This window comes from Pseudomonas sp. NPDC077408 (assembly GCF_050269105.1).
Lineage (GTDB): Bacteria > Pseudomonadota > Gammaproteobacteria > Pseudomonadales > Pseudomonadaceae > Stutzerimonas.
This window is the reverse complement of record NZ_JBNNHS010000002.1, coordinates 680,098-695,610: the sequence shown is the minus strand read 5'-3', so window position 1 is coordinate 695,610 and position 15,513 is coordinate 680,098. Positions and strand designations below refer to the sequence as shown.

Genomic DNA, 15,513 nt, shown 5'->3' with positions numbered 1-15,513 from the left:
CAGAGCCAAAAGGCGCTGCAACTGCAGCGCCTTTTTTTATGCCGTTGGCCGGCGAAGGGTGACTGCAGCTGGATGGTCGCCGGGATTAGCGGCAATGCCTGGAGTGTTCCAAGGTGTCGGTCAGAGCGATCAGCAGTTGTGCCGCGCTGATGGGTTTGTGTAGCCAGGTGATGCTCGTGTCTTCAGCGTTCTGCTCGAAATGGCTGGCGGCAGATATCACGATGATCGGTAGATCTCGCGTGTCAGGGTTGCTGCGTACTTCGTCAATCAGCTCACGTCCGCTGCCGTCGGGCAAATGCAAATCGAGTGTCATTGCCTCATAACGGGTACTGGCAAGCTTGCCTCGTGCCGCGTGCAGGCTCTGAACGCGGTCAACCGCGTAACCGGCATCGCGTAGCATCAGCAACAGTAACCGGCCGGTGTCCGGCTCGTCTTCGATTACCAGCAGGCGAGGCTGGCCCTGGTCTGGTGCCACAGTGGCCGATTCGACTATGGGCAGCTCACACCAGAACGTTGTACCTTGGCCCTCGGCTGTATCAAAGCCGACACGACCGCCCATCCGCTCGATGAATTCCTTGGTGATGGCAAGCCCCAGGCCGGTGCCCCCTTTCTGGCGACTGTCAGACGCATCCGCTTGAGCAAATTTTTCGAATACACGGTTCTGGAAACTTGGCGGGATGCCCGGCCCCTGATCGGTGACGCTGATGCGGACATGGCCGGCATTGGGCTGGCTGCAATGCAGCGTGACCTGACCACCTTCCGGCGTGTACTTGATGGCGTTCGATAGAAAGTTGCTCAACACCTGCTGCAGACGCAGCCCGTCGACCCATACGTGCACATTGATCGGGTCGCGGAGTATGCAGCTCACCCCGAAATGCGAGGCGAAAGCCTGGTTGCTGGTCAGCGCCTCATCCAGCAGTTGGCGCAGCGAGTGCTCGCGCATATCGAAGGTCATCTTGCCTGCGGTGATTTTTTCCATGTCCAACAGGTCATTGATCAAGTAACCCAACCGCAAGCTGTTGCGGTGCGCGATTTCGAGCATCTGCTGGATGGCGGGAGGTGCCTCGCCCAGAGCGCCGCCGGTGATCAGTCCCAGGGCGCCGCTGATGGATGTCAGCGGGGTGCGCAGCTCATGGCTTACCGTCGAGACGAACTCGTCTTTCATCTGTTCGATGCGCTTGTGTTCGGTCAGGTCCATGCTGGTGCCGCTGATGCGCAGCGGCTGGCCGTTGCGGTCGCGCTGGATGTAGCCGCGGATCAGCACAGGCGTGATTTTGCCGCTTTTGTGCTGCAGGCGTAGCTCGGTGGTGAAGTGATCGACTGGGGAGAGCATGGTCCGGGCCAGCTGAGTCCGCGCTTGAGGCAGGTCCTCGGATACGACGAGTCGCTCCCAGAGCTTGAGATCCGAACTGAGCTCGCCGGGGCGGTAGCCGAGCATGTGCCAGGCGCGCGGCGATGCATAGAAGGTCCCGGCATCCAGGTTCATGTCCCACAGCCCGTCATTGCTGCCTTTGAGCGCAAGGCTTAGGCGCTCTTCACTGAGCTGAAGGGCGCGTTTGTTTTCCCGGATATCTTCGGTCATCTGCTGGGCCAGCGCCTCAGCACGGCGGCGTCTGAGCGATAACGAAAACGTCAGGAGAAACAATAGTGCGCTCAGGCCGGTACCAAGGCCCGCTATCAGCCCTTTGTTGGTGTGAAAGAACTGCTCGAAGGCCGGCCGACTCTCCAGGCGCAGCGTCCAAGTCTGGCCATATAGACCCAGCTGTACCTCCTTGCTGTACTGGGCTTGCCCGGTCATAGGTGCATCTCGACTGGCAAAGATAAGCTGCTCGGTTTGCTCGGTATCGCCTGCGTAAATGCGCAAGCTGAGGTTCGGATTAGCTGCGCCGAGAATGCCTCGCATCAGGTCGTCGAGCCGATAAGGACTGTAGACGAAGCCCTTTAGCGCTTGCAGGCGTTGTGTCACGGCAGTTAACGGCTCCCCATCACTGTACAGCGGCACGTACATGAGGACGCCTGCTTGTACTTTGCCGTGGGTTTCCTGGCGTAAGGTCACTTTCCCGGTAATCTGGGTTTTCCCAGTCTCGGCAGCGCTGAGCATGGCCTGTCGGCGAACCGGCTCGGAGAACATGTCAAAGCCGAAAGCGGCCAGGTTGCGATCGCGGAAGGGCTCGAGGAAGACGATTGGCGTATAGAGCGAGCGGTCCGCCGCTTGCGGGTAAACATCGTAGTCGCTATATCCCTCAGCCCGAACGTTCTGCACATGCGCTTCGAGGTCCGACGGCAATAGGGCCTTGGCAAAACCGACACCTTGAATGCCCGGGTAGCGTTCGGCCAGTTGCAGCCGGTCGTTGTATTCACGCCACTGTTCTCGCGACACCTCACCGGCGGCATCGAACAGCCCGGCCGCTCCGAGCAGAATCTGCTCGTGGTCGGTCATGCGTTTTTGAATGGCTTCAATGGTCGTGTTCACCAGCAAGTCGAATTGCTTGAGCGCGGCCCGCTCTTCTTTCATCTGAAGATGATTGAGGAGCGCAAGCTGTACCAACAGCGCTAACGCCAGTACAAGCCAGGCGATGCTGTTACGCCAGTGAAAGAACTGCCGCACCTTGCCGAAAGGTGCACTGGTTTCGCTCATGCTGTCTGCCGTGCGTTAGTGACGAGTGGCGAGAATATCGGACGCCATTCTGGCGACCGCCCTTACATGCGGGTCGTGGCCCGGCATTCGCCACATATTCATCGCAGCTTACTCGCTGAGATGGCGCACTGCCATAACGCCCCGACAGAGCGTACCGGCTAGTGATCTTGCGCGTGAGAGGGCGCTGAGGCGCTGGAGCCGCCCCGTCGCCGTATCGTTCCGGTTTGCCTTCAGCGTGCCTCGCTCGCCTGTAGTTTGTTCAGGTAACCGCTGCCGCCCAATTGCCTCACCTGCTTTCGAATCCAGGCGGCGCGACTGCGCACGTGCGGACCGGGTTGGCCGGCATCCCACTCCCGTGGGTTGGGCAGTACAGCGGCCAGCTGGCTAGCCTGATTGACAGATAGGTAGGGCGCGCCAATCCCGAAGTGATGTTGTGCAGCTGCTTCGGCACCGAATATCCCACTGCCCCATTCGACACTGTTCAGGTAGACCTCCAGAATCCGTTGTTTCGGCCAGAGCAGCTCGATCCAGCCGGTGAACCAGACTTCAAGGCCCTTGCGCAGCCAGCTACGCCCCGACCAGAGAAACAGGTTCTTCGCCACCTGTTGGCTCAGAGTGCTGGCGCCACGCAGCGAGCCGCCGCGTTCGTTATGTTCGAATGCGGCTCGAATTGCCGCAATATCGAAACCCCAATGATCGGCGAACTTCTGGTCTTCGGCTGCAATGACGGACATCTTCAAGTCGTCCGGCAGTTGTTTCCAGGGCCGCCAACTACGTTGCAGGTCAATGCTTTCACCACCGGTCCAGGATTCGACCTTGCGTTCGATCATCAGCGCAGTGACGGGTGGCGGCACCCAGCGCAGTACCAGCACCAGCAACACGGACAGTGCCGTCAGCCATAGCAGCAGTTTGGTCAGTCGGCGTAGCAGGGCTCGAAGCATGGGGCGTGGTCGCAACCGGGGAGAACGGGCATTATAACGGTGCATACAGTCCCTGACCGGAAGGCCCCCGAATGATTCGCCCGTTTCTTATGCTCGCCGGATTCTTCGGCTTGACCGGCGTCGCCCTCGGCGCGTTCGCAGCCCATGGTTTGAAGAGCCGCCTGGCTGCCGACTATCTCGCTGTGTTTCAGACCGGCGTGCACTATCAACTGATCCACGCGCTGGCATTATTCGGCATCGCCTTGCTGGCGTTGCATGCGCCGAGCCGTCTGCTGGTCGCAGCAGGCAGCTTGTTTACGCTGGGTGTCCTGCTGTTCTCCGGCAGTCTTTACCTGCTGACCCTGACCGGTGTCGGCAAGCTCGGCATCATCACTCCGATTGGCGGCACGGCGTTCCTGGCCGGCTGGATCTGTCTGATGCTGGCCGCCTGGAATCTGCGTGGCTGATTGACGGAGCGGTTCGGGTGGAGATGAATGGTGACAGCTGTTGCCTTGGTGGACCGAGTCGATCGGGCTAGAATACTGGCCCTTTTGCAATGGTGGCGATCACTATGCATATCCAGTTGAACGGTGAGCGCTACGAGCTCCCGGACGGCCAGTCGGTGGCTGATCTGCTGCAGCGCTTGGAGCTGACCGGGCGCCGGCTAGCGGTCGAACTCAATCGCGACATTGTGCCACGCAGCCAGCATGCCGCGACGGTTCTGGTCGAAGGCGATCAGATCGAAATCGTGCATGCCATTGGCGGTGGCTGAGCCACTCGCCGCGTCGATATTCCCGGTCGCCGCCCGTGCAGCGGCGTACTTCTCGCTTCATTAGGTCTGAACAGGATGGTCGCATGAGCCCAGTTCCGCACGACAAACCCTTCACGCTTGCCGGCCGCACCTATCAATCGCGTCTGCTGGTGGGCACCGGTAAATACAAGGATCTCGAGGAAACCCGCGCGGCCATCGAGGCCTCTGGCGCGGAGATCGTCACCGTTGCAGTGCGCCGTACCAACATCGGCCAGAACCCGGGCGAGCCTAACCTGCTGGATGTGATCTCGCCGGACCGCTACACGATCCTGCCGAACACCGCGGGCTGCTACGACGCCGAAGAGGCCGTGCGCACCTGCCGCCTGGCCCGCGAGCTGCTCGATGGGCACAAACTGGTCAAGCTGGAGGTACTGGCCGACCAGAAAACCCTGTTTCCCAACGTCATCGAAACCCTCAAGGCCGCTGAAATATTGGTCAAGGATGGCTTCGACGTGATGGTGTACACCAGCGACGATCCGATCATTGCCCGCCAGCTGGCCGACATGGGCTGCATTGCGGTGATGCCGTTGGCCGGCCTGATCGGCACGGGTTTGGGTATCTGCAACCCATACAGCTTACGCATCATCCTCGAGGAGGCCAAGGTGCCGGTACTTGTGGACGCAGGCGTCGGCACGGCATCCGACGCAACCATCGCGATGGAGCTGGGCTGTGAGGCGGTGCTGATGAACAGCGCCATCGCTCATGCGCAGAACCCCGTGCTGATGGCTGAGGCCATGAAGTATGCGATCGACGCCGGCCGCTTAGCCTACCTGGCCGGCCGCATGCCGAAAAAACTCTATGCCAGCGCCTCCTCGCCTCTGGAAGGCCTGATCCGCTAATCCTTCTCCTCCCGTCGCAGGCCGCGTGCTCGATCGCGCGGCCGGTCCCTTTTATCTGTAGGTTCGTTCATGAGTGACACTCCAATCCCGGCCGAGGGCCAACGGCGCATGCGCACCATCAAAAGCTTTGTGATGCGTGCCGGTCGCATGACCGAAGGACAGCAGCGAGGTCTGGATCAGGGCTGGCCCCGGTTCGGCCTGGAACTGGCAGATGGGTTGCGCGATTTCGATCAGGTCTTTGCTCGGCAGGCACCACGCACGTTCGAGATCGGCTTTGGCATGGGCCACTCCACCCTGGAAATGGCCGCGGCGGCTCCCGAACAGGACTTCATAGCGGTCGAAGTGCACTCGCCGGGCGTCGGGGCCCTGTTAAACGGACTTCTGTCACAAAATCTGAATAACGTGCGGATCTACAGTTGCGATGCGCTCGAAGTGCTGCGTGAATGCGTCCCCGATGCGAGCCTGGACCGGGTCCTGCTGTTTTTCCCTGATCCCTGGCACAAGAGTCGTCATCACAAACGGCGCATCGTCCAACCGGCATTCGCCGAGTTGGTCCGGCAGAAGCTCAAGGTTGGCGGCGTGTTGCATATGGCGACCGACTGGGAGGCCTATGCCGAGCACATGGTCGAGGTTATGAACGTCGCACCTGGTTACCGTAACCAGGCCGTAAACGGGCAGTACGTTGATCGTCCGCAGGAGCGCCCGACCACCAAGTTCGAACGGCGCGGTGAGCGCCTCGGCCACGGCGTCTGGGACCTTAAGTTCGAACGCATCGACTGACTCGCTGAAAAGAAATACGTGCCACCGCTACATCCACCAAAGCCGCGACCAAGCGGCCCAGGGACGATCCAATAACGAAAAATGCCAGGACGGCACGATCCCAACGCATCAACGAGCGCTCTGCCTGCGGGCAAGAGCCGTCATCTGCCGCGCCAGCCGCGCTGCAAGGAGCAAACAGATGTACAGGAAATTTGGAATTCTGCTGCTGGCGGCCTGTGCCAGCCAGGCTCATGCCAAGGTCGACGAGATACAGGCCGTGCGCCTGGGTCAGGACCTGACTCCGCTGGGTGCCGAGCGCGCCGGTAACGCCGCCGGAACCATTCCCGCTTGGACCGGAGGTGTGCAACCACCTGCAGGCTACGAAGCCGGCATGCACCATCCGGACCCTTTCGCGGCCGACCCGATGCTCTACCGGGTGGACCAGAGCAATGTGGCCCAGTACGCCGCGTTGTTGCCGGAGGGGCTTCGAGCGCTGGTCGAGCGGCATCCTGACTTTCATATGCGGGTATTTCCAACCCGTCGCAGCGCCAGCAACCCGCAGCGCATCTATGACGCCACGCGACTGAACGCGGTCAATGCCGAGCTGATCGCCAATGGCAACGGGATCAAGGGTGCCTCAGCGGGTATTCCATTTCCCATCCCGCAGGACGGGATGGAGGTGATCTGGAACCATGTCCTGCATTACAAGGGCGACCAGACTCACTTCGTGAACAATCAGGCCGTGGTGATCAACGGCAACCCGAGCTATATCAAACGGGATCGGCAGATCTATTACGTTTATAACCGTGAGGGCATGAGTCAGGCCGACCTGGACAACACCTCGCTGTACTACAAGTACCGTGTCACCGCGCCGGCAAAGCTGTCAGGTACCGCCCTGGTGGTCCAGGATCCGCTCGACCAAGTGCTGGCGGTACGCAAGGCCTGGCGCTACAGCCCGGCTGATCGCCGCGTACGTCGTTTGCCGTCGCTCGCCTACGATTCGCTGCAGCCCGACACCAGCGGCCTGGCCACAGCGGACGTGGTGGACTCCTTCAATGGCGCACCGGATCGCTATGAGTGGCAGCTGGTCGCCAAGCGCGAAATGCTGGTGCCCTACAACAGCTACGCGGTGCATCAGAAGGGCATTCCCTACGACAAAATCGTCGGTCCGCGAACCTTGAATCCGGACCTGTTGCGTTATGAGTTGCATCGGGTCTGGGTCGTCGACGCCACACTGCGCAAGGGCTTCAGTCACCCCTACGACAAGCGCCGGTTCTATGTCGATGAGGACAGCTGGTCAATTTTGGCTGTGGACCTGTTTGATGAAAAGGGCGAGCTGATCGGGCTGCAGGAAAGCCATCCAATCAGCTATTACGACGTGCCGATGTTCAACAGCACCGTCGAAACGCTCTATCACCTGAAAGACGACAACTACTTTGTTGACGGTCTGGATAACAACGAGCCGATGTATGACTTCAGTGCCCGGCTCGGCCCGCGTGACTTCTCACCGGCAGCGCTGCGTCGCGGCAACTAAGCAGCACTGGCTGAGAGCAGCAAGGGCGCCCGCGGGCGCCCTTGTGGTTTTTGGCTATGACACGCCTTGTGCCGACAGGCTGACGCGGCTTCCGGCGCGGCCCTGCACGATCGCTTCGATGTCGGCTAGCGATCCGATTACCGCAGCTTTTCCGGTGTTGCGGGCAAACTCACATGCTGCCTGAACCTTCGGCCCCATCGACCCTGCGGCAAAGCCCAGCAGTTCCAGCTGGTCGGGATGGGCCTCGTTGATGCGGTGCTGCTGCGGCGTGCCCCAGTCCAGGTAGACCCCGTCGACATCCGTGGCGATCACCAGCAGATCGGCTTCGAGCTGCTCGGCCAGTAGCGCCGAGCAGAGGTCCTTGTCGATCACTGCCTCGACGCCCTCAAGCCGACCACCCTGTTTGTAAACCGTGGGAATGCCGCCTCCGCCGGCGCAGATCACCACGCTGCCTTTTTCCAGCAGCCAGCGGATCGGCCGGATCTCGAAAATTCGTTTCGGTCGCGGACTTGGAACAACTCGGCGGAAACGTTCGCCATCGGCAGCGATATGCCAGCCTTTTTCCCGCGCCAGGCGGTCGGCGTCTTCGCGGCTGTAGACGGGGCCGATCGGTTTGCTCGGGTGCTTGAATGCTGGATCGGCAGCGTCTACCTCGACCTGAGTCAGCAAGGTCGCGAAGGGCACCTCGAACGGCAGCAGATTGCCCAGCTCTTGCTCGATGATGTAGCCGATCATGCCTTCGGTTTCGGCGCCGAGCACGTCCAGCGGGAAAGGGTTGCCCGCGTCATAGGCTGCACCCTGGAGTGCCAGCAGCCCAACTTGCGGGCCGTTGCCGTGGGCGATCACCAACTCGTTTCCCGGCGCCACCTTGGCTATCTGTTCGCAAGCGATACGGACGTTGTCGCGCTGGTTCTCCGCGGTCATGGGCTCACCGCGGCGCAGGAGGGCGTTGCCGCCCAGAGCAATGACTAGTCGCATGGTGTGTTCTTCCTCATACGGGTTAGGCGGCTCTGAACCGCCTCGCCCTTGGCCCCTCTTCGGTCGAAGGGGGGCGGTGCAGGTTCAGACGTCGGCCAGAGTCGAAACCAGGATTGCCTTGATGGTGTGCATGCGGTTTTCCGCCTGCTCGAAAGCAATGTTGTAGGGCGACTCGAACACGTCCTCGGTGACCTCGATGCCGTTGGCCAGGTGCGGGTACTTGGCCGCAATCTCCTTACCCACCTTGGTCTCGCTGTTATGGAACGCAGGCAGACAGTGCATGAACTTGCTGCGCGGGTTACCGGTGGCCTGCATCAGCGCGGTGTTCACCTGATAGGGAAGCAGCTGCTCGATGCGTTCGGCCCAGGCCTCGACCGGCTCACCCATGGACACCCACACATCGGTGTGCACGAAGTCGACGTCTTCTACGGCTGCGATCGGGTCCTCGGTAAGCGTCAGCCGCGCGCCGCTCTGTGCGGCGAAATCCTGACAGGCCTTGATGTGCGCTTCGCTTGGCCAGAGTGCGCGGGGCGCAGCGATGCGTACGTCCATGCCCAGCTTGGCACCGATCAACAGCAGGGAATTACCCATGTTGTTGCGCGCATCGCCGAGGTAGGCATAGCTGATCTGATGCAGCGCCTTGTCGCTGTGCTCGCGCATGGTCATCACGTCGGCAATCATCTGCGTGGGGTGATATTCATCCGTCAGGCCGTTGTAGACCGGCACGCCGGCGTAGCGGGCCAGTTCCTCGACGATCTCCTGCTTGAAACCGCGGTACTCGATCGCGTCATACATGCGCCCCAGCACGCGCGCGGTGTCCTTCATGCTTTCCTTGTGGCCGATCTGCGAGGAGTTGGGGTCGATGTAGGTGACGTTCGCTCCCTGGTCGTAGGCCGCCACCTCGAAGGCGCAACGGGTGCGGGTAGAGGTTTTTTCAAAGATCAGCGCGATGTTCTTGCCCTTGAGATGCTGGCGCTCGGTACCTGTGTATTTGGCGCGTTTCAGATCACGGGACAGGTCGAGCAGGTGGCGCAGCTCGCGTTCGCTGTGGTGCATCAGACTGAGTAGGCTACGGTTGTGGATATTGAAGGGCATGGTGGAATTCCTCGTGTTTCGGGGGCTTGCCGGGCCCAGGCCCGGCGCCGTGATCAATAGTCGATTGCGTCGCGAACGATCGGGCAGGTCATGCAGTGGCCACCGCCGCGGCCTCGGCCCAGCTCGCTGGCGCTGATGGTTATCACCTCGACACCGGCTTTGCGCAGCATGGTATTGGTGAAGGTGTTGCGGTCGTAGCCGATGACTACGCCCGGCTCCAGCGCGACGACGTTGTTGCCGTCGTCCCATTGCTCGCGCTCGACTTCATAGCTGTCGCCGCCCGTTTCGACTACGCGTAGAGCGGGTAACCCGAGGGCCTCGGCAACCACCTGAAGAAAGCTCGAACTTTCGCGGCGCACATCAATGCCGCCGGTCTTGCTTTCGTCCGGGCGCAGGCTGAAGGCGACGATGCCTTGCACTACGTCGGGATAGACGGTGACCAGATCCCGGTCGCAGAAGCTGAACACCGTGTCCAGATGCATTGCCGAGCGCGAGCGAGGCAGGCCGGCGACGATCACTCGTTCGGCTGCACCCTCGCGAAACAGTGATTGGGCCAATTGGCCAATCGCCTGGCGGGAGCTGCGCTCACCCATCCCGATCAGGACCACGCCATTGCCGATGGGCATCACGTCGCCGCCCTCCAGTGTGGCCAGGCCGTGATCAAGTTCCGGGTCGCCATACCAGACCTTGAAGTCCTGGTCGGCAAATTGTGGGTGGAAGCGGTAGATCGCCGCGGTGAGCAGGGTTTCCTGACGCCGTGCTGTCCAGTGCATGGGGTTGAGCGATACGCCCCCGTAGATCCAGCAACTGGTGTCGCGGGTGAATATCGTGTTGGGCAGCGGCGGCAGGATAAAGCTCGAATGGCCGAGATAGTCGCGGAACATGCTGACGATTTCGCCGCTTTGCGTGCCCGGCAGGTCGCTGCCCGAGACGCCGCCGATCAGGTACTCAGCGAGGAGCCGGGGCTGTTGCTCCTCGAGCCAGCTGCGTACTTCATTCTGCAGGCCAATGCCGACCTGGTTGGCGGTGATCTTGCGGTCGAGGATCCATTTCAGCGCCTCAGGATTGCTTACCGTCTCGGTCAGCAAGTTATGCATTTCGAGGACTTCAACGCCTCGCTCACGCATCTTGGTGACGAAATCGAAGTGATCGCGCTTGGCCTGATTCACCCACATCACATCATCGAACAGCAATTCGTCGCAGTTGGTTGGGGTCAGTCGCTGGTGGGCTAGGCCTGGTGAGCAGACCAGTACCTTGCGCAGTTTTCCGGCTTCTGAATGAACACCCAGTTTCTGGGGTTGCGGGGTCATAGCAGTTCTCCTTGCAGGTCTTCGCACCGGTAGGTGCTCAGTGGTTCGCCATCGCTCGTGGCAATGGTCGAGGAGTAGGCGCAGTTGACGCCTAAAGGATCAAAGCGAAAGGAAACCGTCGTACAAACCGTAGGCCGCGATGCCAGCGCCTATCACGACCGCGGCGAAGATCAGCTTCTCGACCGTGGTGAACACCGGCTCGCCGCGTTCATGCTTGGCTTTGGCGAACAGCAGCGCGCCTGGCGCGTAAAGCAGCGCAGAAAGCAGCAGGTATTGCACGCCACCGGCGTAAACGAGCCAGAGTGCATACAGCGTGGCAATGGCGGCCACCAGCAGATCCTTGCGCCGCTCACCAGGCGCATTCTCGTAGCCTTCCCCCCGAATGCTGATCAGCAGCGCGTAGGCCGCGGACCAGAAATAGGGCACAAGGATCATCGAAGTGGCGAGGTAGAGCAGGCTCAGGTAGGTCGAAGCGCTGAACAGGGTGATGATCAGAAAGAATTGGATCAGCCCGTTGGAGAGCCAGAGCGCGTTAACGGGAACGTGATTCGCGTTTTCTTTGCGCAGGAAGCTCGGCATGGTGTGGTCGCGTGCCCCGGCAAAGAGGATCTCCGCGCATAGCAGGGTCCAAGAGAGCAGGGCGCCGGCCAGTGACACCACCAGGCCGACACTGATCAGCACTGCGCCCCAGCGTCCAACTACATGCTCCAGTACCCCGGCCATCGAAGGGTTCTTCAAGCCCGCAAGCTCAGCCTGGCTCATGATCCCCATGGACAGGACGTTGACCAGCACGAGTAGCGCGAGCACGCCAATGAAGCCGATCACGGTTGCCTTGCCGACATCGTTGCGTCGCTCGGCACGCGCAGAGTAGACGCTGGCGCCCTCGATGCCGATGAAGACCCATACGGTCACCAGCATCATGTTGCGCACCTGCTGCATGACGCTGCCCAGCTCCAGATTGCCGCGGCCCCAGAAATCCGCCGTGAATACCTCCAGGCGAAAGGCGATGGCGGCAATGACGATGAACATGATCAGCGGCACGATCTTGGCGATAGTGCTGACCAGATTGATGAACGCGGCCTGCTGAATGCCACGTAGAACCAACAGGTGCACACCCCAAAGCACCAGTGATGCGCCGATCACAGCCGGCAAGGTGTTGCCCTCCCCAAAGATCGGGAAGAAATAGCCTAAGGTGCTGAACAGCAGGACGAAATAGCTGACGTTGCCGATCCAGGCACTGATCCAGTAGCCCCAGGCCGACGAGAAACCCATATAGTCGCCAAAGCCCGCCTTGGCGTAGGCATAAACGCCTGCATCAAGGTCTGGCTTGCGGTTGGCAAGAGTCTGGAAGACGAAGGCGAGGGTGAGCATGCCGATGGCTGTGATGCCCCAGCCGATGAGGATCGCGCCGGCGCTGGCGCTCGCGGCCATGTTCTGCGGCAGCGAAAAGATTCCGCCGCCAATCATCGAGCCCACCACCAATGCGATCAGCGCACTGAGTTTCAATTGTTTCGAGGCCGTGACCATACCTGTCTCCTTCAAGGAACGTGCTTAGTCGAGGCCATTGAATGCCTATCTGCACGACATGGTCATGACAGTGGTCAACAAAGCGCTGAGGTGGGGGTGCAAGGATGCGCTCGGCGGTGAAGGTTGTGCATACCGCACGGAAGATGCCGAGCTAGAGCTGTTGCGAGTCAAGAATCGAATGAAGGGGGATGTCGTGTTCAGACCAGGTCATGTGGAAGTCAGCCGATTGCCATCGGACGGCTTTCCCGGGTATCACTTGATACTCGAATACCACGTCGAAGGGCCACAGCAAAAGCCAGAATGGGCCTCGTTCCACCTGCATGGGAAGGTCGATCAGACACCGATTGACGAACGGTTTGAAATGCACCGCGACGTGGCTTTCAATTTCCTGCAGCGCATCCGTCAATGCCTGCGCAAGCGCGGTCTGCACCTGCACACGGATGTGCTGTTCGCATTTCACGCGGATTACGATCCAATGTTCGAGGATCTGCGCGACCAGCTGCACGGAATGCCCGGCGAGCCTGTGGACCTCGATCGTTTTTTGCGAGAAGACTAGTTCAGTTCAGTTTCGGTCAGCGACCACGCCGATGATGAACAGCACGAGCAGAAGTACCGGCGCCAGGGTGTAGTTGTTGAACTGTGCCAACCCCTTGGCTAGCCAGGGGCTGAGATAGATGATGCCAAGGCCGTAGACCAGTGCACAGAAGACCACGAACGCCAGGGTGCGAAGGACGAAATTGAGCCCGCCGATGTTCTTCTGCACCCAGGCGTTCAATGCCGGGCCGAACAGGACAAACAGGGTCGCCATGATCGCCAGGGAAATATCGAACAGGTGGTGGCGGCTCCAGCGCGACAGGGTGGCGATGAGGTCGAGTACGAGATCCATGCAGGGTCCTTAAGGCAGGAAGAGTTGCAGCAGGTCATTGAGAAAAAGCTGGCCTTTGGGGGTCGCAACCAGCCGCTGCGGGTCGGGTTCAAGCAAGCCGCGTGCTTCCGCGTCTCGTCGTCCCTCGGCCAGCAAGTCCAACGATAGACCGGTGCGCTGAGTGAACAACAATGATGGGACACCGTCGGTGAGGCGCAGCACGTTCATCAGGAATTCGAAGGGCAATTCGTCCCGCGCGAGTTGCTTGTTGCCCGCGCGGAAGCGTTTCGCCGGATCGAGATAGTCTTTCGGCAGGCGGGTCTTCCAGTGCCGGCGGATCTGGCCATTCGGTGCGGTCCACTTGCCATGGGCACCCGCGCCCAGCCCAAGGAAGTCGCCAAAGGTCCAGTAATTGAGGTTGTGCCGCGCCTGCCTGCCGGGTTGAGCATAAGCCGAGGTTTCGTACTGACCATAGCCGTGTGCGGCGAGCAGCGCCTGTCCGGCTTCCTGAATGTCCCACAGGGTCTCGTCTTCCGGCAGCTGGGGTGGTTTGCTCCAGAACTCGGTGTTCGGCTCGACCGTGAGCTGATACCAAGATAGGTGCGTCGGTTGCTGGTCAATGGCGATGCGCAGATCACTCAGCGCGTCTTCCAGGCTCTGCTCAGGCAGACCATGCATCAGGTCGAGGTTGAAATTATCGAAGCCCGCCGCGCGCGCCATATCGGCGGCCCGGATCGCTTCGTCACCATCGTGAATGCGGCCAAGAGCCTTCAGCTTGGCGGGCTGGAAGCTTTGCACGCCAATCGACAAGCGGTTGATGCCGAGGCTGCGGTAGTCGCGGAATTTCGCCTGTTCGAACGTGCCAGGGTTGGCTTCCAGGGTGATTTCGATGTCATCGGCGAACCCGACGCGCTGCCGCATGCCTTCGAGGATTCGTTCCAGCGCACTGGCGGAGAACAGGCTCGGCGTGCCGCCACCGAAAAAGATCGACGTCAGCCTGCGGCTTTGTACCTGCTCCCGATCGGCATCCAGATCCGCCAGCAGCGCCTGCACATAAGCGTCTTCGGGTAGCGAGGCGCCGGCAGCATGGGAGTTGAAGTCGCAGTACGGGCATTTGCGCACGCACCAAGGGATATGAACGTAGGCCGCCAGTGGCGTCAGTTCCAGATGCGCTACCGCAGGCGGTTCCGGAGCGCCGCCGCTGGGGGCTGCTGTCATGCGATCCCCAGGCGCTGCTTGAGCAGGGCCATGGCGCGGGCGCGGTGGCTGAGCTGGTTCTTGTCCTTCGGTGCCAGCTCAGCGCTGGAGCAGTCACGTTCCGGCACCCAGAACAGAGGGTCGTAACCGAAGCCATGCTCCCCCTGAGCGCTTTGCAGAATGCGGCCCTGCCACAGTCCTTCGCAGAGAATCGGCAGCGGATCGTCGGCATGCCGCAGTAATGCCAGCGCGCAGACGAACTGAGCGCCGCGCTCGGCATCCGGCACGTCCTTCAGGGCGTCGAGCAGTTTGGCATTGTTCGCCGCGTCGCCCTGGCCGCCTGCGTAGCGCGCCGAGTAGATGCCCGGCGCACCACCCAGGTGATCAACCGCCAGCCCCGAGTCATCGGCCAGCGCAGGCAAGCCGGATATACGCGCTGCATTGCGTGCCTTGAGGATGGCGTTCTCGACAAAGGAAAGCCCGGTTTCCTCCGGTTCGATGTCGCTGAATTCACCAATCGAACGCACGCGTACGGCGTCGCCCAGCATGGCCTGCAGTTCCTTTAGCTTGCCGGCGTTGTGGCTGGCCAGTACCAGTTCTTTGAAGAGCATCATTCGTCCGGGAAGAATTCTTGGCTGAAGTCGAAATTGATCGCTGGGGCGCCGGCAGGCTGCACATTCAGGTTGAAGCGCAGGGTTTCTCGCGAGCCGAAGGGGAACTGTGCCAAGTAGTAGATGGCCTGGTCGCCTTCTTTTAGTTGCTTGAAGTCCAGCGGGTAATCCTGACCGAGCAGGTTCTTCACCGTGCCACTGACCTGAGCTGCAGTCGGTTTGCCGGACTTGAGCACCGATAGGTTAACCACGCCTTGAGTCTTGCTGCGCACGAGGCCGGCAGCGGCGGCGATGTCAGGCTGCAGGAAGCCGGAATTGAACGCGATGTAGTGCACGTCGTATTCGCCGACACTGTGTTTGCGCTCAGCCACGGCGGGTAGCGCAAAGAGCAGGGCGAGCAGGCATATCAAACGAGATCTCATGGATTAC

16 protein-coding genes are annotated in these 15,513 nt (G+C 60.8%); 6 read left to right on the top strand and 10 right to left on the bottom strand.

All coding sequences use genetic code 11. The features are described 5' to 3' along the window. Positions 1-85: 85 nt before the first annotated feature. Entirely contained in the window at positions 86-2,638 is a 2,553-nt protein-coding gene (locus ACQKEK_RS08180) for a hybrid sensor histidine kinase/response regulator (protein ID WP_499141959.1), read from the bottom strand. 230 nt (positions 2,639-2,868) lie between these two features. Beyond that, a complete protein-coding gene (gene mtgA / locus ACQKEK_RS08175; RefSeq protein WP_499141958.1) occupies positions 2,869-3,579 on the bottom strand; it encodes a monofunctional biosynthetic peptidoglycan transglycosylase in 711 nt (236 codons plus the stop codon). 71 nt (positions 3,580-3,650) lie between these two features. On the opposite strand from mtgA, the gene ACQKEK_RS08170 reads away from it, so the two are divergent. The 5 genes from ACQKEK_RS08170 to ACQKEK_RS08150 all read left to right on the top strand — a co-directional run bounded on the left by ACQKEK_RS08170 (position 3,651) and on the right by ACQKEK_RS08150 (position 7,501). Then, positions 3,651-4,025 (top strand): DUF423 domain-containing protein, encoded by a 375-nt coding sequence (locus ACQKEK_RS08170; protein ID WP_045423664.1) that lies wholly within the window; start codon positions 3,651-3,653, stop codon positions 4,023-4,025. Between the two features lie 104 nt (positions 4,026-4,129). Next, complete coding sequence (gene thiS / locus ACQKEK_RS08165) at positions 4,130-4,330, top strand: sulfur carrier protein ThiS (protein ID WP_046161832.1); 201 nt, start codon at positions 4,130-4,132, stop codon at positions 4,328-4,330. Positions 4,331-4,413: 83 nt separating this feature from the next. After that, positions 4,414-5,208 (top strand): thiazole synthase, encoded by a 795-nt coding sequence (locus ACQKEK_RS08160; protein WP_499141957.1) that lies wholly within the window; start codon positions 4,414-4,416, stop codon positions 5,206-5,208. 108 nt (positions 5,209-5,316) lie between these two features. Further along, positions 5,317-5,988 carry a tRNA (guanosine(46)-N7)-methyltransferase TrmB gene (trmB, locus tag ACQKEK_RS08155; RefSeq protein WP_216707250.1) on the top strand — a complete coding sequence of 224 codons (672 nt, stop codon included), beginning with the start codon at positions 5,317-5,319 and terminating at the stop codon, positions 5,986-5,988. A 178-nt stretch (positions 5,989-6,166) separates the two neighbouring features. Next, a complete protein-coding gene (locus ACQKEK_RS08150; protein WP_499141956.1) occupies positions 6,167-7,501 on the top strand; it encodes a DUF1329 domain-containing protein in 1,335 nt (444 codons plus the stop codon). A 54-nt stretch (positions 7,502-7,555) separates the two neighbouring features. Here the strand turns inward: ACQKEK_RS08150 and arcC are convergent, their stop codons facing one another. The 4 genes from arcC to arcD all read right to left on the bottom strand — a co-directional run bounded on the left by arcC (position 7,556) and on the right by arcD (position 12,411). Continuing rightward, positions 7,556-8,479 (bottom strand): carbamate kinase, encoded by a 924-nt coding sequence (arcC, locus tag ACQKEK_RS08145; protein ID WP_128120403.1) that lies wholly within the window; start codon positions 8,477-8,479, stop codon positions 7,556-7,558. An 84-nt stretch (positions 8,480-8,563) separates the two neighbouring features. Then, positions 8,564-9,574, bottom strand: coding sequence for an ornithine carbamoyltransferase (locus tag ACQKEK_RS08140; protein ID WP_499141954.1), 1,011 nt, complete (start codon positions 9,572-9,574; stop codon positions 8,564-8,566). 53 nt (positions 9,575-9,627) lie between these two features. Beyond that, positions 9,628-10,884, bottom strand: a complete 1,257-nt coding sequence (gene arcA / locus ACQKEK_RS08135; protein ID WP_499141953.1) for an arginine deiminase — start codon at positions 10,882-10,884, stop codon at positions 9,628-9,630. 99 nt (positions 10,885-10,983) lie between these two features. Then, positions 10,984-12,411, bottom strand: coding sequence for an arginine-ornithine antiporter (arcD, locus tag ACQKEK_RS08130; RefSeq protein ID WP_499141952.1), 1,428 nt, complete (start codon positions 12,409-12,411; stop codon positions 10,984-10,986). 37 nt (positions 12,412-12,448) lie between these two features. Between arcD and ACQKEK_RS08125 the strand changes: the two genes are divergently transcribed. Beyond that, positions 12,449-12,967, top strand: a complete 519-nt coding sequence (locus ACQKEK_RS08125) for a DUF5064 family protein (protein ID WP_499141951.1) — start codon at positions 12,449-12,451, stop codon at positions 12,965-12,967. A gap of 6 nt (positions 12,968-12,973) precedes the next feature. Here the strand turns inward: ACQKEK_RS08125 and ACQKEK_RS08120 are convergent, their stop codons facing one another. The 4 genes from ACQKEK_RS08120 to ACQKEK_RS08105 are packed head-to-tail and all read right to left on the bottom strand — an operon-like array spanning position 12,974 to position 15,506. Next, the gene (locus tag ACQKEK_RS08120) at positions 12,974-13,297 is read right to left on the bottom strand and encodes a DUF3392 domain-containing protein (RefSeq protein ID WP_046161601.1); all 324 of its coding nucleotides are present in this window, start codon (positions 13,295-13,297) and stop codon (positions 12,974-12,976) included. Between the two features lie 9 nt (positions 13,298-13,306). Next, positions 13,307-14,494, bottom strand: coding sequence for a radical SAM family heme chaperone HemW (gene hemW, locus ACQKEK_RS08115; protein WP_499141950.1), 1,188 nt, complete (start codon positions 14,492-14,494; stop codon positions 13,307-13,309). Continuing rightward, positions 14,491-15,087, bottom strand: a complete 597-nt coding sequence (gene rdgB, locus ACQKEK_RS08110; RefSeq protein WP_499141948.1) for an RdgB/HAM1 family non-canonical purine NTP pyrophosphatase — start codon at positions 15,085-15,087, stop codon at positions 14,491-14,493. Before rdgB ends, hemW begins: the two co-directional genes overlap by 4 nt. After that, the gene (locus tag ACQKEK_RS08105) at positions 15,084-15,506 is read right to left on the bottom strand and encodes a DUF4426 domain-containing protein (protein WP_128120399.1); all 423 of its coding nucleotides are present in this window, start codon (positions 15,504-15,506) and stop codon (positions 15,084-15,086) included. Before ACQKEK_RS08105 ends, rdgB begins: the two co-directional genes overlap by 4 nt. Positions 15,507-15,513: the final 7 nt, after the last annotated feature.